General features: G+C 73.0%; 1 protein-coding gene. It reads left to right on the forward strand.

The genetic code is table 11. The annotated features are described in order from the left end of the window. Positions 1 to 374, forward strand: a 374-nt coding sequence (locus J0695_RS40665; protein ID WP_206969829.1) for a 23S rRNA (guanosine(2251)-2'-O)-methyltransferase RlmB, incomplete at both ends; no start/stop codon positions are given.

Below are 374 nucleotides of genomic sequence, written 5' to 3' on the forward strand. Positions count from 1 at the left end.
GTACGACGCCGGGCAGGACCCGCTGATCGTCGCGCTCGACGGGGTCACCGACCCGCGCAACCTGGGTGCCATCGTCCGCTCCGTCTCCGCCTTCGGCGGGCACGGCGTGGTCGTGCCCGAGCGGCGCGCGGCCGGGATGACGGCCGGTGCGTGGAAGTCGTCCGCGGGTACGGCGGCGCGTACGCCGGTCTCCCGGGTGACGAACCTGACCCGTGCGCTGGAGGGCTTCAAGAAGGAAGGCATCACCGTTGTCGGCCTCGCGGCGGACGGCGAGCACAAGGTGGAGGACCTGGAGGCGCTGGGCGGTCCCGTCGTCATCGTGATCGGCAGCGAGGGCAAGGGCCTGGGCCGGCTGGTCGGCGAGACGTGCGACT

Origin of the sequence: Streptomyces beijiangensis, from assembly GCF_017315755.1 — a bacterium.
GTDB classification, from domain to species: Bacteria; Actinomycetota; Actinomycetes; order Streptomycetales; family Streptomycetaceae; genus Streptomyces; species Streptomyces beijiangensis.